This window comes from Microbacterium sp. JZ70, assembly GCF_053903225.1.
This window is the reverse complement of the sequence record NZ_CP096405.1, coordinates 1,058,593-1,073,428: the sequence shown is the minus strand read 5'-3', so window position 1 is coordinate 1,073,428 and position 14,836 is coordinate 1,058,593. Positions and strand designations below refer to the sequence as shown.

The 14,836-nt window shown below is 72.4% G+C and carries 16 protein-coding genes; 2 read left to right on the top strand and 14 right to left on the bottom strand.

Going from position 1 to position 14,836, the window contains the following annotated elements:
* The first annotated feature begins 126 nt into the window (after positions 1-126).
* Positions 127-540, top strand: a complete 414-nt coding sequence (locus tag M1D46_RS04805; protein WP_271174663.1) for a CBS domain-containing protein — start codon at positions 127-129, stop codon at positions 538-540.
* A gap of 52 nt (positions 541-592) precedes the next feature.
* On the opposite strand, the gene M1D46_RS04800 is transcribed toward M1D46_RS04805, so the two are convergent.
* From M1D46_RS04800 to M1D46_RS04790, 3 genes are read right to left on the bottom strand one after another with little or no spacing between them, the layout of a single operon-like run.
* Positions 593-2,269, bottom strand: coding sequence for an alpha-amylase family protein (locus M1D46_RS04800; RefSeq protein ID WP_456286778.1), 1,677 nt, complete (start codon positions 2,267-2,269; stop codon positions 593-595).
* A complete protein-coding gene (locus M1D46_RS04795; protein WP_456286777.1) occupies positions 2,266-3,243 on the bottom strand; it encodes a TIGR03557 family F420-dependent LLM class oxidoreductase in 978 nt (325 codons plus the stop codon). Before M1D46_RS04795 ends, M1D46_RS04800 begins: the two co-directional genes overlap by 4 nt.
* A gap of 43 nt (positions 3,244-3,286) precedes the next feature.
* Positions 3,287-3,475 carry a hypothetical protein gene (locus M1D46_RS04790; protein ID WP_271174660.1) on the bottom strand — a complete coding sequence of 63 codons (189 nt, stop codon included), beginning with the start codon at positions 3,473-3,475 and terminating at the stop codon, positions 3,287-3,289.
* Positions 3,476-3,620: 145 nt separating this feature from the next.
* Here M1D46_RS04790 and M1D46_RS04785 point away from each other — a divergent pair, with 145 nt between their 5' ends.
* Positions 3,621-4,748 (top strand): DUF4192 family protein, encoded by a 1,128-nt coding sequence (locus tag M1D46_RS04785; RefSeq protein WP_456286776.1) that lies wholly within the window; start codon positions 3,621-3,623, stop codon positions 4,746-4,748.
* A gap of 2 nt (positions 4,749-4,750) precedes the next feature.
* Here M1D46_RS04785 and lysS read toward each other — a convergent pair whose 3' ends face one another.
* From lysS to hpt, 11 genes are all read right to left on the bottom strand, one after another.
* Positions 4,751-6,268: a lysine--tRNA ligase gene (lysS, locus tag M1D46_RS04780; RefSeq protein ID WP_324012702.1), complete on the bottom strand. Its 1,518-nt coding sequence runs from the start codon at positions 6,266-6,268 to the stop codon at positions 4,751-4,753.
* 69 nt (positions 6,269-6,337) lie between these two features.
* Positions 6,338-7,042 carry a DUF2520 domain-containing protein gene (locus tag M1D46_RS04775; RefSeq protein WP_271174657.1) on the bottom strand — a complete coding sequence of 235 codons (705 nt, stop codon included), beginning with the start codon at positions 7,040-7,042 and terminating at the stop codon, positions 6,338-6,340.
* 4 nt (positions 7,043-7,046) lie between these two features.
* Complete coding sequence (locus M1D46_RS04770; protein WP_456286775.1) at positions 7,047-8,699, bottom strand: PH domain-containing protein; 1,653 nt, start codon at positions 8,697-8,699, stop codon at positions 7,047-7,049.
* Complete coding sequence (locus tag M1D46_RS04765; RefSeq protein ID WP_456287153.1) at positions 8,696-9,304, bottom strand: PH domain-containing protein; 609 nt, start codon at positions 9,302-9,304, stop codon at positions 8,696-8,698. Before M1D46_RS04765 ends, M1D46_RS04770 begins: the two co-directional genes overlap by 4 nt.
* Before the next feature lie 52 nt (positions 9,305-9,356).
* Positions 9,357-9,842 carry a DUF3180 domain-containing protein gene (locus tag M1D46_RS04760; RefSeq protein ID WP_271174655.1) on the bottom strand — a complete coding sequence of 162 codons (486 nt, stop codon included), beginning with the start codon at positions 9,840-9,842 and terminating at the stop codon, positions 9,357-9,359.
* Positions 9,839-10,390 carry a 2-amino-4-hydroxy-6-hydroxymethyldihydropteridine diphosphokinase gene (folK, locus tag M1D46_RS04755; RefSeq protein WP_456286774.1) on the bottom strand — a complete coding sequence of 184 codons (552 nt, stop codon included), beginning with the start codon at positions 10,388-10,390 and terminating at the stop codon, positions 9,839-9,841. Before folK ends, M1D46_RS04760 begins: the two co-directional genes overlap by 4 nt.
* On the bottom strand, positions 10,387-10,764 hold the full coding sequence (gene folB, locus M1D46_RS04750; RefSeq protein WP_271174653.1) for a dihydroneopterin aldolase: 378 nt from the start codon (positions 10,762-10,764) through the stop codon (positions 10,387-10,389). Before folB ends, folK begins: the two co-directional genes overlap by 4 nt.
* A 4-nt stretch (positions 10,765-10,768) precedes the next feature.
* The gene (folP, locus tag M1D46_RS04745) at positions 10,769-11,560 is read right to left on the bottom strand and encodes a dihydropteroate synthase (protein ID WP_456286773.1); all 792 of its coding nucleotides are present in this window, start codon (positions 11,558-11,560) and stop codon (positions 10,769-10,771) included.
* Positions 11,557-12,168 carry a GTP cyclohydrolase I gene (gene folE, locus M1D46_RS04740; protein WP_271174651.1) on the bottom strand — a complete coding sequence of 204 codons (612 nt, stop codon included), beginning with the start codon at positions 12,166-12,168 and terminating at the stop codon, positions 11,557-11,559. Before folE ends, folP begins: the two co-directional genes overlap by 4 nt.
* Before the next feature lie 11 nt (positions 12,169-12,179).
* A complete protein-coding gene (gene ftsH / locus M1D46_RS04735; protein WP_456286772.1) occupies positions 12,180-14,183 on the bottom strand; it encodes an ATP-dependent zinc metalloprotease FtsH in 2,004 nt (667 codons plus the stop codon).
* Positions 14,184-14,282: 99 nt separating this feature from the next.
* A complete protein-coding gene (gene hpt / locus M1D46_RS04730; protein WP_271174690.1) occupies positions 14,283-14,834 on the bottom strand; it encodes a hypoxanthine phosphoribosyltransferase in 552 nt (183 codons plus the stop codon).
* Between the last annotated feature and the right edge of the window lie 2 nt (positions 14,835-14,836).

Below are 14,836 nucleotides of genomic sequence, written 5' to 3'. Positions count from 1 at the left end.
TGCGCGCGGGCGGCGCGGGATGCTCGTCGCGAGATCACCCGATCCGGATCTGTCAACCGCCCTGCCCGACGCCCTCGCGCCTCGTATCGTCGCCCGCGAACACGGAAAGAGGAGAGAGGAGACATCATGACCACGGCACGCGACATCATGACCCCGTCGCCGCGCTGCGTCGGCGAGCACGAGTCCCTCACCGAGGCGGCGAGACTGCTGGCCGACCTCGACGTCGGCTCGCTGCCGATCTGCGGCGACGACGGCAAGCTCAAGGGCATGCTGACCGACCGGGACATCGTCGTGAAGGGCCTCGCGAAGGGAGCGGACCCGGCCACGACGACCGCGGGAGAGCTCGCCGAGGGCAAGCCCGTGACGGTCGACGCGGATCAGGACATCCGCGACGCGCTCACGCTCATGCAGGACCACCAGGTGCGCAGGCTCCCCGTCATCGAGGACCACCTCCTTGTCGGCATCGTCAGCCAGGCCGACATCGCGCTCGCGCTGGCCCCCGTCGAGACCGGGGAGACGGTCGAGCAGATCTCGCTCTGACGCCATCCGCCCCGTGCCCGCTCCTCCCCGCGGGTGCGGGGCACCCCTGCGCTCAGGGTGCGTGCCCGCGCACGGTCGGCCCCGCCTCGTCGGGGCCGATGTCGGACTCCCTGCGCAGCCGGAACCACCGGTACCCGTAGCCGTCGAGCGCGAGCTCGAGGGGGTCGCTCACCTCGAGCGGCGCGCTCTCGCCGTGCAGGTCGATGAGCACCGCGTCGTCGGCCTCGTCGAGGCGGATCCGCACGGTCGCCGGGCTTCCGCCGAGATTGTGCGCGAAGAGCGCGTCGCCCACGTCGGAGCGCATCCGGTGGACGAGGACGGACGGCGCGTCGTGCTCGAGCACCTCGAACGCGCCCCACGAGATCGCGGGCGTCGCCCGGTACGCCGCGATGATCGCCCGCATGAAGCGATGGAGCGACGTGGGGTCGCGCCGCTGGTCGGCGACGTTCACGTGCTCGGGCGCGTAGCCGCCCTCGGGGAACGGCGCGACGAGCTCGGCCGCCTCCGCCGTCGAGAAGCCGCCCTGCGCGGTCCACTGCATGGGCGTGCGCACGGCCCGGCGCTTCTCGAGCGCGGGGTTCTCGCCCATCCCGATCTCCTCGCCGTAGAGCAGCGCGGTCGCGCCGGGCAGCGAGAACATCAGGCTGTACGCGAGTCGCACGCGCCGCGGATCGCCGCCGAGCATGGGCGGGAGCCGCCGCACGATGCCGCGCCCGTACACCCGCTGATCCTCGTCGGGCGCGAGCGCATCGAACACCTCGGCGCGCTCGTCCTCGGCGAGCAGCTCGAGCGAGAGCTCGTCGTGGTTGCGGAGGAACACCGCCCAGCCGACGTCGGACGAGGGCGCCGTGCGGCTCCGGATGGCGCGGACGATCGGCTCGGGATCCTCGCGGACGAGCGCGAGGTACATCGCGACGTTCGTCTCGAAGTCGAACTGCAGATCGAGCTCGTCGCCTCCGGCCCCGAAGTACGGCTCCTGTCCCGCGTGATCGAGACCGACCTCGCCGAGGAGGACGGCCTGCGGCGAGCGCCGCCGCAGGAAGCGCTTGATGTCGCGCAGGTACTCGTGCGGATCGGCGACGCCTTCGTGCGGCACGTCGATGAGGAACGGGACCGCATCGACGCGGAAGCCGTCGATCCCGAGGCTCAGCCAGAACGCGATCGCCTTCGCGATCTCGTCACGCACGCGCGGGTTCCCGAAGTTCAGGTCGGGCTGATGGCGGTAGAAGCTGTGCAGGAAGTACTGCCGCGTGCGCGGCTCCCACTCCCACATGCTCGACTCCTCGCCCGGGAAGACCGTGTTGGCGTCGTTCTCGGGCTTCTCGTCGCGCCACACGTAGAAGTCGCGGTAGGGAGACGTCCGGGAGCTGCGCGCGGACTGGAACCACGGGTGCTCGTCGGAGGTGTGGTTCACGACGAGGTCGACGATCACGCGGATCCCGCGATCGTGCGCGAGCCGGATGACCTCGAGCAGGTCGCCGTGCGTGCCGTAGCGCGCGTCGACCCCGTAGAAGTCGGTGACGTCGTAGCCGTCGTCGCGGTTCGGCGTCGGGTAGAACGGCATGAGCCAGATGACGTCCGCCCCGAGGTCGGCGATGTAGTCGACCGCGCGGGCGAGCCCCTGCAGGTCGCCCGTGCCGTCTCCATCCGCGTCGAGGAACGTCTCGACGTCGAGGCAGTAGATGACCGACGACCGCCACCAGAGGTCCGCGATGTTCTCCCGCCTCATGAGGCCTCCTCCAGCGCGGCGATGAGCGCGGGGGCGTCCTCCTCCACGAACCGCCGCTGATCCTTCCCGATGTGGTGCAGGTAGACACGGTCGACGCCGGCGCACAGCGCGCGCACCCGGTCGGCGATCTCGTGCGGCTCGGCCCCCGCGATGACCGACTCGGCGGGGTCGGCGTCGGACTCCACCGCGAGCCGGTCGAAGTCCTCGGGCTGCGCGACATCCCAGGGCGAGACGCGCGTCACGGCCCCATGACGCCACTGATCGCGCGCGAGCGCCGCCGCGTCATCGGCGGTCCGCGCGATGCTCACGTGCACCTGGAGGCTCACCTCGCCGCGCCCTCCGGCCGCGCGGTAGGCGCCGATCGCGTCCGCGAGCGCCGATCCGTCCGTGCCCGTCGTGATGAGGCCATCCGCCCACGCGGCGACCCGCTCGGCTGTGCCGGGGGAGATCGCGGCCCCGACGAGCAGGGGCGGCGCAGTGGGCAGGCTCCACACGCGCGCGTCGTGCACGCGGACGGCGCCGTCGTGGTCGACGCGCTCCCCGTGCAGGAGGCGGCGGATGACCGACGCGCTCTCGTCGAGACGCCGATCGCGCTCGCCCTTCTCGGGCCACGGATCGCCCGTGACGTGCTCGTTCACGAGCTCTCCGCTGCCGAGAGCGGCCCAGAACCGCCCGGGGAACATCTCGGCGAGGGTCGCGATCGCCTGCGCGGCGACGGCAGGGTGGTAGCGCTGGCCTGGCGCCGTGACGACGCCGAAGCCGAAGCGCGTGAGCGCGAGCGCGGCGCCGAGCCACGACCACGCGTACCCCGAGTGCCCCTGCGCGACGCCCCACGGCGCGAGATGGTCGGAGCACATGGCGCCGTGGAAGCCGACGCGCTCGGCGAGCTGGACGGACGACAGCAGCTCGCTCGGGGCGAGCTGCTCGTGCGACGCGTGGTAGCCGATGAACATGGCCTCCAGGGTCGCGTGCACGCGGCCTGCGCGGGAGTGCCTTGACAGGCCGCGCGGCCGGGCGTTAGCCCGCTTCGCCGTCCGCGCGCGGCGGGAGTCCGCGCTTGGCGCGCTCCTCGGCCTCGATCGCGGCGTACGTGCGGCGCTCGGTGCGGTCGAATCGGAGGATGTTCCGGAGGATGAGCCAGAACACGATCGCGATCGCCACGGTGGGCGCGAGCGACCACAGCGCCGCCACCCAGAAACTGTCCACGGGCCCATCCTACGAGGCGTGGTCGAGAGAAACCCGGGCGTGAGCGGATCGACGCCGCGTGCACAGCACCGCGGCGCTCCGCTCTGGCCTCCACAGCACCAGGCGGATCGGGGTCCGCGGCCACCCGGCGCGCGAGCCTCGGAGCATGACGACGATCATCCCCGCGCGATCCGCGCAGAAGTTCCTCTCGGTCCTCCCCCACGTGTGCGGCTACGTGCCCCGCCTCAGCCTCGTCGTGGTCCCCATCGTCGACGGCCGCACCGCCGGCGTCGCACGGCTCGACCTCCCGCAGGACGAGGAGGCGTGGGGAGAGGTCGCCGCGACCGCGCTCGGCATCGTGTGCCGCCTGCCCGACGCCGGGCGCTTCGCTGCGGTCGTGTACACCGACGACCCGTTCGCCGACCGAGACGGCGCGATCGCGTTCGAGGGGTTCATGGGCTACCTCCGCGAGCGCGCCGACCACTGCGGCGTCGAGGTCGTCGACGCGCTGTGCGTCGCGGCCGACGGCTGGGGCTCGTACCTCGACGATCCCTCGCCCGAGCACGGGCGCCCCCTCGACGAGATCGCGTTCGAGGGAGCGCTGCCCGAGGGCGTCGAGCCGACACCCGTGCGGGCCGATCAGGGCGACGGCGCCGAGCTGCCCGCATGCGACCTCGACGAGAAGGAGCGCCTGGGCCGCGCGCTCGCCGAGATCGACCGCGCGTGCGCGGCTCTCGGCAGCGACGGCGACGAGAGCGGCATCGCCGGCATCCATCCGCGCGCGCTCGCGACGGCATGCCTCCTCGGGCAGATCCCCGAGGTGTTCGAGGAGAGCCTGGCATGGGACGTCGAGGCCCTCGAGCCGTACCTCGCCGGCGCGGTCGCGTGGGCGCTCAACCGCCCGTTCTTCCGCGACGTCGCGCTCTCGCAGTGGAGCGCCGACATCGAGGAGGGGTACGAGACGCTGGCCTTCAACGAGCGCTGGCGGGCGGGGAACCGGGCCGAGCCGACGGGACCCGTCCGCCTCATGGGCGAGGGCCCGCGACCTGACGCCGACCGGCTCGAGCGCGCGCTCGAACTCGTCCGCAGGCTCGCGGCGGCCGCACCCCGCGAGGCGCGCGTGGGCCCGCTCGTCGCGGCGGCCTGGCTGAGCTGGGCGCTCGGCCGGGCGACGCACGCGGCCCGCTACGTCGCCCTCGTGGCCGAGATCGACCCCGAGCACGGCCTCGCGAGCATCATCGCGTCGATGCTCGAGGCGAGCTACCTGCCGCCGTGGGCGTTCGAGCGCCCGTGACGCTACTTGACGAGCGGGAAGAGGATGGTCTCGCGGATGCCCAGCCCCGTGATCGCCATGAGCAGGCGGTCGATCCCCATGCCCATGCCGCCGGTCGGCGGCATGCCGTGCTCGAGCGCGCGGAGGAACTCCTCGTCGATGCGCATGGCCTCGTCGTCGCCGCGGTCGGCGAGCTTCGCCTGCTCAACGAAGCGCTCTCGCTGGATGACCGGGTCGACGAGCTCGGAGTAGCCGGTCGCGAGCTCGAAGCCGCGCACGTAGAGGTCCCACTTCTCGACGACACCGGGGGTGGTGCGGTGCTCGCGGACGAGGGGGCTCGTGTCGACGGGGAAGTCCATCACGAACGTCGGGCGCGTGAGGTGCTGCTTGACGAAGTGCTCCCAGAGCTCCTCGACGAGCTTGCCGTGGGTCGCGTGCGGGGGCACGTCCACGCCGTTCGCCTCGGCGAGCTTCACGAGCTCGTCGAGCGAGGTCTCGGGCGTGATCTCCACGCCCGCGGCCTCCGAGAGCGAGGGGTACATGGACACGCGGTCCCACTGCCCGCCGAGGTCGTACTCGGTGCCGTCGGCCCACGTCACCTTCGTGTCGCCGGCGACCGCGATCGCGGCGTTCTGGATGAGCTCCTGCGTGAGGTCGGCGATGCCGTTGTAGTCGGTGTACGCCTGGTACGCCTCGAGCATCGCGAACTCGGGGCTGTGGGTCGAGTCGGCGCCCTCGTTCCGGAAGTTGCGGTTGATCTCGAACACCCGGTCGATGCCGCCGACGACCGCGCGCTTGAGGTAGAGCTCGGGCGCGATGCGCATGTACAGCTCGGTGTCGAACGCGTTCGAGTGCGTGATGAACGGGCGCGCGGTCGCGCCGCCCGGCTGCACCTGCAGCATGGGCGTCTCGACCTCGACGAAGTCGTGCTGCTCGAAGGTGGCGCGCAGGCTCGCGTTCACCTTGGCGCGTGCCCGCACGGTCGTGCGCGCCTGATCCCGCACGATGAGGTCGAGGAACCGGCTGCGGACGCGGCTCTCCTCGCTGAGCTCCGTGTACATGTTCGGCAGCGGCAGCACGGCCTTGGCGGCGATCTGCCAGTCCGTCACCATGATCGAAAGCTCTCCGCGGCGACTCGAGATGACCTCGCCCGTCACGAACACGTGGTCGCCGAGGTCGACGAGCTCCTTCCAGCGCGCGAGCGACTCGTCGCCGACGTTCGCGAGGGAGACCATCGCCTGGATCCGCGATCCATCGCCCGACTGCAGGCTCGCGAAGCAGAGCTTGCCCGTGTTGCGGCTGAACACGACGCGGCCGGCCACGCCCGCGGTCACGCCCGTCTCGGCGCCCGGCTCGAGGTCGCCGTACTCCGCGCGCAGCGCCGGGATCGTCGTCGTGACGGGCACGGTGACCGGGTAGGCGCCGCCCGCGGCGGAGGCGCGCTCGGCGATCAGGCGCTCGCGCTTGGCGAGGCGCACCGCCTTCTGCTCGAACACGTCCTCCTCGGTCTCGGGGGCGTTCTCGGCGGGCGTCTCAGACATGCAAAAGCTCCTCAGGAAAGTCTGCCGTCAAGTCTAGTCAGCAGGCCTCGGCGCTCCCTGCGGGCGGGCTCAGTCCTCGGGCGGCAGATCGGGGATGGCCGGGGTCGCCTCGGTGAGCGCCTGGTCGACCGTCGAGCGCACGAGCGCGGAGAGGTAGCCGCCCGGGTTCTCGACGCCGATCCCCCGGAGCAGGCCCGTGGCCTGGTGCACGATCTGACGCGAGAACGCCGACGCCGTCTCGATCGCCTCGGCGTAGGCGGGCCGGTCGTCCTCCGCGACGACGACGGGCTCGCAGCCGAGCTCGACCGCGAGCGCCTGCGCGATCGGCAGCACGGCGGGCGGCGCCGTGACGGCGGCGTACGAGGCGGCGAGCTGACGGAGGTCGATCGTCGTCCCGGTGAACGCCATCGCGGGATGCACGGCGAGCGGGATGGCGCCCTTCTCGGCCGCGGGGCGGAGCACCTCGATGCCGAACGACGCGTCCGTGTGCAGGACGAGCTGCCCCATCTGCCACGCGCCGATGTCGGCGAGCCCCTGCACGAGGCCGGGCAGCTCCGCGCGCGGAACGGCCAGGACCACGAGCTCCGACCGTCGCACCACCTCGAGCGGGTCGAGCACCGGCACATCGGGCAGCACGGCCGACGCGCGATCGTCGTCGGATCCGCCGGTGATGCCGGTGATGGCGTGCCCCGCGCCCGCGAGCGCGGCGCCGATCACGGGGCCGACCCGACCGGCCCCGATGATGCCGACCCCCAGACGTCCGTCGCGTCGCACGCCCCTACCTCTCGCCCCAGCGATGCGTGTGATCGCGCGACGCCGCCTCGACCGCCCCGCGGCTCGCGCGCTGCAGGAGCGCGATGGCGTCGTCGCGCTCGAGGCCGACGACCTGGCCGGAGATGGGCCCGGCGACCGTGTGCGCCTGCCCCCATGCGACGCGCTGCAGGCGGTCGACGGGGCCCTGCGCGATCGAGACGCCCTGGAGCCGCGCGAGGGGGAAGATCGCGAGCTTGCGCCAGACGCGCCCGCGCCGCAGCAGGAGGCCGAAGTCGGTGATCGCGTATCCGTGGCGTCGCCACGAGACCGGGCGGCGCCACCAGGCGCGCGCGGGCATCGTGCGGTACGGGTCGCCCTCGACGGGGCCGAGGATGCCGTGCTCCCAGACGAGCGGGAGATCCTCGACCGGGGCGTCGGGGAGGATGAGCGCGAGCACGCGCTCGACGTCGGCGCGCTTGCCGACCGGCAGGACGACGTTGAACTGCTGCGCGCTGCCGGACTGCTGCTGCGCCGCGCTCTTGCCGGACATCCGGTTGATCTTGATGGTCCACCATCCGAACGGCCGCCACAGGAGCGACTGCGAGACCTCGACCGCGAAGATGCGGCCCGGCGGGAGCGTCTCGGTGACCGTGGTGAGCAGGCCGTAGGTGATGCGGACGCCGTCGGGCGTCGGGGCGATCGCGTAGCGCAGCGACTTCGAGATCTGCGCCCACGTGATCGCGACCGCCGTGAGGACGAGCGGGATGCCGGTGCCGAGGCCCGCGCCGAGGAGCACGATGAGCCCCTCGCCGTCGGCCAGGGCGATCGGGAGCAGGAAGGCCATGACGACGGCGAACAGGAGGCCGAAGAACACCAGCCACAGCACGCCGCTGATCACCTGCGAGCCGATGAGGCGGCCCGTAGGGATCTTGACGACGCTCTCGGGCGCGACGTCGGAGAGGTCGACCCCCTCGATCAGGCCGCTCACGCCGTCGTTGAGGTGCCCGACGAGCTGTCCGTGCGCACTGGTGCGCGGCGCCGGCTGCCCGGTGCGCGCAGCCTCCCGCGCGGCCCGCGCTCCCGAGGCGAGGCGGAGGATGTCGGCGCGCACGGCCTCCGCGCGCGGGGTGGCGAGGTACTCGAGGGCGACGTTCGCGTCGGTGCCCGCGCCGACGACCTCGAGCTTGGCCATCCCGATGAGGCGCGCGGGGAACGGGCGCGTGAGGTTCACGCCCTGCACGCGGTCGAGCGGGGCCCGCCGGTGCGAGCGGAAGACGATGCCCTTGCGCACCTCGACGTGCTCGTCGGTGATCCGGAACTGCTGGAACCGCCAGACGAGCCAGAACGCGAGGACGAGCACCGCGAGCACGCCCACGAGGGCGAGGAGCGCCACGAGGATGAGGTTGTTCGCGAGCACCCAGTCGAAGGGGTCCCCTCCCGCGTAGTCCTCGACGTGCGCCTCCTCGGGGGTGAAGAGGGAGACGACCCAGAAGATGATCCGGTCGCGCGCATTCCCGATCGCGATGCCCGCGACGATGAGCAGCACGAGCCCGCCCTTGAACAGGGGCGTGAGCGGGTGGAGCCGGTGCCAGGCGCCGTCGGCGAGCGACGACGAACCGCCGCCGGGCAGGACGGGCGCCTCGGCCGCCTCCGCCGCGGTGGGAGGCTGACCGGTCACAGCCCGGTCCTGCGGGTCTCGGCGACCTCGATGAGCGTGTCGCGCAGCGCCTCGGCCGCCGCCTGGCTGATCCCGGGGATCTCCACGCCCGTGGTCGCGGCGGCGGTCACCATCTTGAGCTTGGCGATGCCGAACGCCCGGTCCATGGGCCCGTGCGTGATGTCGACGAGCTGCATGCGGCCGTAGGGCACCGCGACCATCCGCTGCCACAGGATGCCCTTGCGGAACACGATGTCGTCATCGCGCAGCATGTACCCGAGCGCGCGCGCCTGCCGCGGCAGCACGATCAGGGTCAGGAGCGTGACGACCGTGATCGCGCCCGCGACGATCCACGCCCACATGCCCAGGCGCGCCACCTCGGCCACGACGAAGGCCGCGGCCCACACGATCGCGAGGAAGATCGCGTTCTGCACGAGCTGAGACACGACGTACTTGGGCGAGATCTGATGCCACGCCCCGTCGAGAGCGAGTCGGCCGGCGCCGCGGGGCTCGCGGATCGCGGTGAAGGTGCCGGCGTCGAGCACCTCGGGCTGTGCGGGTCCAGCGGGTGCCTCCGGCGCGGGCGCGGATGGCAGGGCTGCGTCCGGTGCGGGCGCGGATGGCACGGCTGCGGCCGCGCGCGCCTCGGCGCGCGTGAGCGGGGCCGGGGTCTGGGGGTCAGTCTGGTTCGAGTCCGGCTGGGGTGTCGTCGGGCTGTCGCTCATCTGGATCCTTCGGCAGCGTGCAGAAATGCTCTGCGAGCAGCGCCGCGCCCACGAGCAGTGCGCCCGCGATCGCGCTCGCGATGGTCGTCCCCAACGACCCTAGCGCGGGGGCCACAGGGCGCGTCGCGCCGTACAGGAGGAGGCCGAGCGCCGCGCCCGTGACGGCGGCCCCCACGATGCTCGCCGACTTCGAGAGCATCGCGATCCGCAGTGCGCGGAACGGGTCGATGCGCGGTGCGTCGGGGTCGCGCACCGAGCGGCGCACGGGCCACGCGAGCGCGAGGCACAGGGCACCCAGGAGCACGAGGAGCACGGGCAGCATGAGCGAGGGCGCGAAGGTCGAGCGCCCCGACGAGGTGAGGAGGTGGTCGAGCAGGAAGCCGCCGCCTCCGCCCAGCAGGGCGGCGACGAGGAGCGCGAGGAGGCTCGTCCGCCTCACGGCGCGGCTCCGCGGAGTCGCGCGAGGAGAGCGTCGACGCGTCCGGCGCGCGGGAGCTCGGCGTCGGGGTCGGCCTCGAGCCACGGGCCGAGCACGAAGTCGCGCTCGGCTGCCCGCGGGTGCGGGATGGTGAGCCGCGGGTCGTCGGAGACGACGTCGCCGTAGGCCACGAGGTCGAGGTCGAGTGTCCGGTCGCCCCAGCGCTCGCGGCGCACACGCCCGTGCCGCTCCTCGATCGCGTGCAGGAAGCCGAGGAGCACGCTCGGCGCGAGGCGCGTCGTCACGAGGGCCACCGCGTTGAGGTACGCCGGCGCCTCGGCGTCGGGGCCGTCCAGCGTGACCGCGACGGACTCGTGGGCGGAGGAGCAGACCACCCGATCCGTAAGCGGCAGCCGCTCGAGCTCGCGCACGGCCGCGTCGAGGGTGGCCGCGCGGTCGCCGAGGTTCGCGCCGAGCGCGACGACGGCGGTCACGGGCTCTCGGCGTCGGGGCGCGGGCGGCGCCGCGAGGGGACGCAGCGGCGGGTCAGGGCGGCGGCCGGCGGTCATGCGCGCTCCTGACGCAGGCGGTGCACCGTGACCGAGACATCCGAGAAGCGCGCGCGGATGGGCGCGTGCGGCTTGTGCACGGTGACGAGGACGCCGTGCACGCGCTCGTCCTCGAGCACCGCGTCGGCGATGCGGTGCGCGAGCGTCTCGATGAGATCGACGGGCTCGCCCTCGACGATCGCGACGACCTTCTCGGCGAGCTCGCCGTAGTGCACGGTGTCGGCGATGTCGTCGGTCTCGGCGGCACGGGCGGTGTCGACGTGCAGCCGCAGGTCGACGGTGAAGTCCTGCCCCTCCGCGCGCTCGGCCTCGTAGACGCCGTGGCGCCCGAACGCGGTGAGCCCGCGGAGCTCGATCATGTCGAACGGGTTCATGCCCTCAGCCCTTCCATTCCCGTGCCACCGCGAGCGCGTCGCGGGTCGCCGCCGCGTCGTGCACGCGCACGCCCCACGCACCGGCCTGCACGGCGAGCACGCTCGTGACCGCGGTCGCGAGATCCCGCCGCTCGATGGTCGCCTCCTCGCCGAGCGCCGAGGCGAGGAACCGCTTGCGCGATGTCCCGACGAGCACCCGGTACCCGAGGCCGACGATCGCGTCGAGCTCGCGCAGGAGCGCCCAGTTCTGCTCGCCGCGCTTCGCGAACCCGATGCCCGGGTCGAGGATGACCCGCTCGCGCGCGACGCCCGCGGCGATCGCGGCCTCCGCGCGCGCCGAGAGCTCGTCGGCGACCTCGCGGCCGACGTGCGTGTAGGTCGCCTGCGCGTACATGTCGGATGACGGGCCGCGCCAGTGGCCGAGGGCGATGTCGACGCCCCGCTCGGCGACGACATCGAGGATCGCCGGATCGGCCAGGCCGCCCGAGACGTCGTTGACGATCGCGGCCCCTGCGTCGATCGCGGCCTCGGCGGTGGCGGCGCGGTAGGTGTCGACGCTCACGGTGGCGCCGTCGGCCGCGAGGGTGCGGATGACGGGCAGGATGCGCGCGATCTCGACCTCCGCGCCCACCGGCTCCGCGCCGGGACGGGTCGACTCGCCGCCGACGTCGAGCACGGTCGCGCCGCCCTCGCGCAGAAGCCGGCCGTGCGCGATCGCGTCGTCGGCCGCGTAGTGGGCGCCGCCATCCGAGAACGAGTCCGGCGTGACGTTGACGATGCCCCAGATGGAGGTCATGCGAGGTCCTCGTGGGCGATTCCGCCCCCGAGCGCGATGAGCGACACGATCTCGCCCCGCGCCGCGGGCTCGGCGAGCTCTCCGCGGGCCGCCACCGTCACCGTCGAGCTGTCGCTCTGACGGCCGCCGCGCATCGTCACGCACTGGTGGACGGCGTCGAGCACGACGACGACGCCGCGGGTGTCGAGCGAGCCCGCGATCGTGTCGGCGATCTGCTCGCCGAGCCGCTCCTGCACCTGCGGGCGCGCGGCGAGCACGTCGACGACCTTCGGCAGCGCGCCGAGGCCGACCACCTGCTCACCGGGGAGGTAGGCGATGTGGGCGTGCCCGATGAACGGCAGCAGGTGGTGCTCGCAGACCGAGCGGAAGCGCACGCCCCGGAGCAGGACCGCGCCCGACGGGAGCGTGTCCGGCGCGGGGCCGCGGCTGACGCTGATGGTGTGCGCGAGGGGCTCGGCAGCGTCCTGGCCCACGCCCGCGAAGAACTCCGCGTACGCGTCGGCGACGCGCTGCGGCGTCTGCCGCAGACCCGCGCGATCGGGGTCCTCCCCGATCGCGACGAGCAGCTCGCGGGTGAGCGCCGCGACGCGCTCCCGATCGACGGTCACGCGTCGCGTCCTCAGGCCGTCGCGGGCCGCGCGTGACCGGACGCCGGCCGGGTCGCGGGCTGCGACGACGAACTCTCGGCCGTCGTCGACGCGGCGATCCCGTCGTGCTGGCGCTTGCGCGGGACGTCGATGGGCGGCAGCGCCGACACCGGTCGATCGCTCGACGAGAGCCACTGGGGGCGCTCGGGCAGCTTCTTGATGTCCTTGAAGATCTCCTCGATCTGGACGTGATCGAGCGTCTCGTGCTCGAGGAGGGCCAGGGCGAGCTTGTCGAGGATGTCGCGGTTCGCGTTGAGCACCTCGTACGCCTCGTTGTGCGCGAGCTCGATGAGCGCGCGCACCTCCTCGTCGATGTGCTCGGCGATGCGCTCCGAGTAGTCGCGACCGTGGCCCATGTCGCGGCCCATGAAGACCTCGCCGCTGCCGCTGCCGAGCTTGACGGGGCCGACGGCGGTCGTCATGCCGTACTCCGTGACCATCTTGCGGGCGATGCTCGTCGCCTTCTCGATGTCGTTGGACGCGCCGGTCGTGGGGTCGTGGAAGACGATCTCCTCGGCGACGCGGCCGCCCATGGCGTACGCGAGCTGGTCCTGGAGCTCGTTGCGCGTCACGGAGTACTTGTCCTCGAGGGGCAGCACCATCGTGTAGCCGAGGGCCTTGCCGCGCGGCAGGATCGTGATCTTCGTGACGGGGTCGGAGTGGTTCATCGCCGCCGCGGCGAGAGCGTGGCCGCCCTCGTGGTACGCCGTGATGAGCTTCTCCTTGTCCTTCATGACGCGCGTGCGGCGCTGGGGGCCCGCGATGACGCGGTCGATCGCCTCGTCCATCGCGCGGTCGTCGATGAGCTGGGCGTTCGAGCGCGCCGTGAGGAGGGCCGCCTCGTTGAGCACGTTCGCGAGGTCGGCGCCCGTGAAGCCGGGCGTCTTGCGCGCGACGACCTCGAGGTCGACGTTGTCGGCGAGCGGCTTGCCGCGGCTGTGCACCTGGAGGATCCGCAGGCGGCCCTTGAGGTCGGGCGCGTCCACGCCGATCTGGCGGTCGAAGCGGCCGGGGCGCAGCAGGGCCGGGTCGAGGATGTCGGGGCGGTTCGTCGCCGCGATGACGATGACGTTGACCTTGGGGTCGAAGCCGTCCATCTCGACGAGCATCTGGTTGAGCGTCTGCTCGCGCTCGTCGTGGCCTCCGCCCATGCCGGCGCCGCGGTGCCGGCCGACGGCGTCGATCTCGTCGATGAAGATGATCGCCGGCGAGTTCTCCTTGGCCTGGTTGAAGAGGTCGCGCACGCGGCTCGCGCCGACGCCGACGAACATCTCGACGAAGTCCGAGCCCGAGATCGAGTAGAACGGCACGCCCGCCTCGCCCGCGACCGCGCGCGCGAGCAGCGTCTTGCCGGTGCCGGGAGGGCCGTACAGCAGCACGCCCTTCGGGATGCGCGCGCCCACCGCCTGGAAGCGCGCCGGGTCCTTGAGGAACTCCTTGATCTCCTGGAGCTCCTCGATGGCCTCGTCGGCTCCCGCGACGTCGCCGAACGTGACGTCGGGGTGCTCCTTGCTCATGAGCTTCGCGCGCGACTTGCCGAACTGCATGACGCCGCGACCGCCGCCCTGGGCGCTCGACATGAGGAACCAGAAGAGCAGGCCGAGCAGGAGGATCGGGATGGCCAGCGACAGCAGGCTGTCCCAGATCGTCGCGCGCGGCACGGCGTCGTCGTAGCCGTCGGCGGGAGCCGCCGCCTCGACGGCGTCGACGACCTCCTCGGCACGCGCCGAGACGTAGTAGAACTGCACGTCCGTGGCGCCCTCGTAGGCCTTCGTGAGGGTCATGTCGACGCGCTGGTCGCCATCCGTGATGAGCACCTTGCTGACGGTGTCGCCGTCCAGCAGCTCGAGCCCCTCCTGCGTGGACACCTGGCGCGGGGCGCCCAGGTTGGACACGAGCGAGAACCCGACGATCAGCAGCACGCCGACCAGCAGGATGTAGATCAGCGGGTTGCGAGTGAGCTTCTTGACGTCCATACCTGGGGTGACTTCCTCCCGTCGACGCGACGAGCGCGTAGTCGTCTCAGGCTACCCCGGCGCGTCTATGCGCCGACTGGGATTCGCCCACGGCGTACGTCAGGCGTAGACGTGCGGCGCGAGCACGGCGACGTCGCGCAGGTTGCGGTAGTGCTCGGCGTAGTCGAGGCCGTAGCCGACGACGAACTCGTTGGGGATGTCGAACCCGAGGTAGCGGCAGTCGATCTCGACCTTGGCCGCGTCGGGCTTGCGCAGGAGGGCGAGCACCTCGATCGACTCGGCGCCGCGCGAGGCGAAGTTGCTGAGCAGCCAGCTGAGGGTGAGGCCGGAGTCGATGATGTCCTCGACGATGAGCACGTGGTAGCCCTCGAGGTCGGTGTCGAGGTCCTTCCGGATCTGCACGACGCCGCTCGACTTGGTGCTCGTGCCGTAGCTCGACACCGCCATCCAGTCCATGACGACCTCGCGCGTGAGGCAGCGCATGAAGTCGGCCATCACCATGACGGCGCCCTTGAGCACGCCGACGAGGAGGAGCTTCTTGCCCTCGTAGTCCTTCTCGACCTGGGCGGCGAGCTCGCGGAGCTTGGCCTGGATCTCCTCCTCGGTCACGAGAACGCGGTCGAGGTCACCGGAGATGTCGGCAGCACGCATGG

Coding starts and splice junctions, on each gene's coding strand:
- M1D46_RS04805 (WP_271174663.1), top strand. CDS start 127: ATGACCACGGCACGCGACATCATGACCCCGTCGCCGCGCTGCGTCGGC.
- M1D46_RS04800 (WP_456286778.1), bottom strand. CDS start 2,269: ATGAGGCGGGAGAACATCGCGGACCTCTGGTGGCGGTCGTCGGTCATC.
- M1D46_RS04785 (WP_456286776.1), top strand. CDS start 3,621: ATGACGACGATCATCCCCGCGCGATCCGCGCAGAAGTTCCTCTCGGTC.
- lysS (WP_324012702.1), bottom strand. CDS start 6,268: ATGTCTGAGACGCCCGCCGAGAACGCCCCCGAGACCGAGGAGGACGTG.
- folK (WP_456286774.1), bottom strand. CDS start 10,390: ATGACCGCCGGCCGCCGCCCTGACCCGCCGCTGCGTCCCCTCGCGGCG.
- folB (WP_271174653.1), bottom strand. CDS start 10,764: ATGAACCCGTTCGACATGATCGAGCTCCGCGGGCTCACCGCGTTCGGG.
- folP (WP_456286773.1), bottom strand. CDS start 11,560: ATGACCTCCATCTGGGGCATCGTCAACGTCACGCCGGACTCGTTCTCG.
- ftsH (WP_456286772.1), bottom strand. CDS start 14,183: ATGGACGTCAAGAAGCTCACTCGCAACCCGCTGATCTACATCCTGCTG.
- hpt (WP_271174690.1), bottom strand. CDS start 14,834: ATGCGTGCTGCCGACATCTCCGGTGACCTCGACCGCGTTCTCGTGACC.